The sequence below is a fragment of the Kitasatospora sp. NPDC059571 genome (assembly GCF_042735675.1).
GTDB lineage: Bacteria > Actinomycetota > Actinomycetes > Streptomycetales > Streptomycetaceae > Kitasatospora.
This window is the reverse complement of sequence record NZ_JBHWBW010000198.1, coordinates 1-2,784: the sequence shown is the minus strand read 5'-3', so window position 1 is coordinate 2,784 and position 2,784 is coordinate 1. Positions and strand designations below refer to the sequence as shown.

The following is a 2,784-nucleotide window of genomic DNA, read 5'->3' as shown; positions in this document are numbered from 1 at the left end:
GCCCCCCCCCACAACAGAGATACCCCCCCCCATCTACAACCGCCCGACCGCGGCCCCCCACCCCCCACACACTGCGCCCCCGGGCCCCCCCCCAAGGGTCTGCCCCACCCGATGGGTCCGGTCCATCGAAGGATCAGGTCGACCGAACGCCCGACGCGGGGCCGTCCTTCAGGAGAATGCCGTCTCCGCGAAGGAGAGCCCCGCGCGGTCCCCGTGCGAGAGCACGAGCCGGGACGAGTACTGCGGAGCCCGGCGCAGGTACTGGCGGTACCCGGTGGCACGGAACCGGAGGTCGAAGCGGTCGCCCTCGATGTGCCACTGCGGCCCGCCGGCCTCGTCCGCCGGGGTCGATCGCTGGATCTCGTGGATGTCCAGGCTCATCGCCGTCCCCTTGAAATCGAGGTCGCCCTCCATGTCCCGGATGTCGTCGAAGACGAGCGTGGAGGGCGCGATCCAGAAGCTGAAGTGCCTCTCCGGCGGGACCGGATGCACCCAGCGGACGATGTAGTCGAGGTCGAGCAGCAGACGCGGCAGCGCGTTCTCCGAAGCACCCGGCTGCACGCAGAGCCCGTGAATGGTGACGTCGTGCCACCCCATGTCATCGAAGTCCTCGTCGCTCCAGATGCTCTTCGTCAGCCCCGACTCCGGGTGTGTGCCTGCGCTCATAACGGCATCCAAGCAGAGCCGGACGGTGAGGTCACGGAGCCATCGGCACCCGTCGGCGGCCACTGTGCTCCGCTCGACGGGTCATCACGGCACGGTTCGGGCCGATGTCCTGTGCTTGACGAGTGGAAAGCTCCTGTCGTGGCGCCCGGTGAGTGCAGGGGGCCCTGGCCGCCGACACCGTGGCCATGGCCCGGACGAGATGTCCGGCCTCGGTGCGGAACGCCTCTGCCACGTGCTGCTGGTCCCTGCCGATCAAGCTACCCGCACGGCATCGCTGCCTCGGCAGAGCCTGCCGGACCTGCCGGACCTGCCGGGCGGGCCGGGGCGCGGCCGTCCGGCGGAGGCGGGGCGGTGTTGCGGGTGTCGGAGGCGGGCGGGGCGGACCCCGACCGGATAGTGGGAGGGTCCGCCCCGGCAGCCGGCCGGCCGGAGAAGGGGAGCCGCCGCATGGCCCGTCCGTCCGCTGTGCCGCTCGACGGCTACTCGGAAGACCGTTGGAAGGCCCTGGCCGGCATGTGCGTCGCGGCCGGCATGGTCTGGCTGTCGTTCGCCGACTTCGGGGTGGCCGTCCCGACGATCTCCCGGGAACTGTCGGTCTCGCTGACGGACCTGCAATGGGCCAACAACGCGTTCAGTCTCTCCACCGGCGCGCTGGTGCTCGCCGCGGGCCGCCTGGGCGACGTCTTCGGGCGCAAGCGGATGCTGGAACTCGGCCTGCTGGTGATGGGAGCCGTTTCGCTGGCGGCGGCGTTCGCACCCGGCGTCACCGGCATGATCGTCGGCCGCGCGGCGATGGGTGTGGGCGCGGCGCTGATCCTGCCCGCGACGCTCGCCCTGATCCCGCCGATGTTCCCGCCGGACGAGCAGCCGCGGGCGTTCGGTGCCTGGATGGCGGTGGCGTGGGTCGGGCAGGCGGCCGGGCCGGCCGTCGGCGGCGTCCTGACCGGTGCCCTCGGCTGGCGGTCCACGTTCTGGATCAACGCCCCGCTGGCCCTGGTCGGCCTCTGGCTGGTGCGCCGCTCGGCCGTGGAGTCCACCGACCCCAATGCCACCCGGCACATCGACCTGCCGGGCCTCGCCACCAGCGCCCTGGCGGCGTTCTGCCTGCTGTACGGCTGCACGGCCGGACAGGAGGAGGGCTTCGACGACCCGGTGATCATTGCGCTGCTGGTGGGCTCCGTCGTCCTGGCCGCCCTCTTCGTGCTGCTGGAGAAGCGGGTGTCCGACCCGCTGGTCGATCTGTCGCTGTTCTCCTCCCGCCCGTTCTGCGGCGCCCTGGCTGCGAACTCCGTCATGAACATCGTCTTCGCCGGCGTCAGTTTCCTGCTCACCCTCTACCTCCAGGAGGTGCGCGGGTACGGACCGGTGGCGGCCGGTCTGCTGCTGCTCCCGTCCACCGCGACGATCCTGCTGCTCAACCCGGTGGGCGGCCGGGTCTCCGCCCGGCGGGGCGCCCGGCTGCCGGTGATGGCCGGCGTGCTGCTGCTCGGCGTCGGCACGCTGGTCACCGCGATCATCGGCAAGCACTACAACTACGCCATCCTCGCCGCCGGGCTCCTGGTGCTCGGGGCGGGCCTCGGCCTGATGTCGATCCCCCTCTCGGACACCGCGGTGGCCGGTCCGCCCGAGGAACTCGCGGGCACCGCCTCCGGCATGTTCAAGGTGACCAGCATGCTGGGCGGAGCCTTCGGTGTCGCGGTGACGGTCGCCGTCCAGCAGGGGGTGGAGACCAACCAGGCCGTGGACCAGGCGAAGGCAGCCGGGCTCTCCTCCCAGGACGTCCAGGAGTTGGGCAATGCCGTGACCGACTCCAAGCTGGCCTCCCAGATCCTCGCCTCGGTCGACCAGGCGACGCAGGCAGCGCTCCAGGCTGCCTTCCGTGAGGTCCAGGCCGTCGGCACCGGCCGGGCCATCGCGCTGGCCGGGCTGCTCGCCGTCGTCGCCGCATTCGCCCTCCCGCTGGTCTGGCGGCGCGAGGCCCCGGTCGGGCCCCGCGAGTGCGTCGAATCGCCGAAGGCGGCCGACGCTTCCTAATGTCGTTGTCAAGCGGTGGCGGTGACTGGCGGTGTGACCTGGTAGCACCGTCGGTCACGGATCAGGGCCCATAGGACGTTGACG

2 protein-coding genes are annotated in these 2,784 nt (G+C 71.7%); one reads left to right on the top strand and one right to left on the bottom strand.

The window, feature by feature from the left end; translation table 11 throughout:
* Positions 1-168: 168 nt before the first annotated feature.
* Entirely contained in the window at positions 169-666 is a 498-nt protein-coding gene (locus tag ACFV0G_RS21610; protein WP_380550129.1) for a hypothetical protein, read from the bottom strand.
* Positions 667-1,113: 447 nt separating this feature from the next.
* Between ACFV0G_RS21610 and ACFV0G_RS21605 the strand changes: the two genes are divergently transcribed.
* On the top strand, positions 1,114-2,700 hold the full coding sequence (locus ACFV0G_RS21605; protein ID WP_380550126.1) for an MFS transporter: 1,587 nt from the start codon (positions 1,114-1,116) through the stop codon (positions 2,698-2,700).
* Positions 2,701-2,784: the final 84 nt, after the last annotated feature.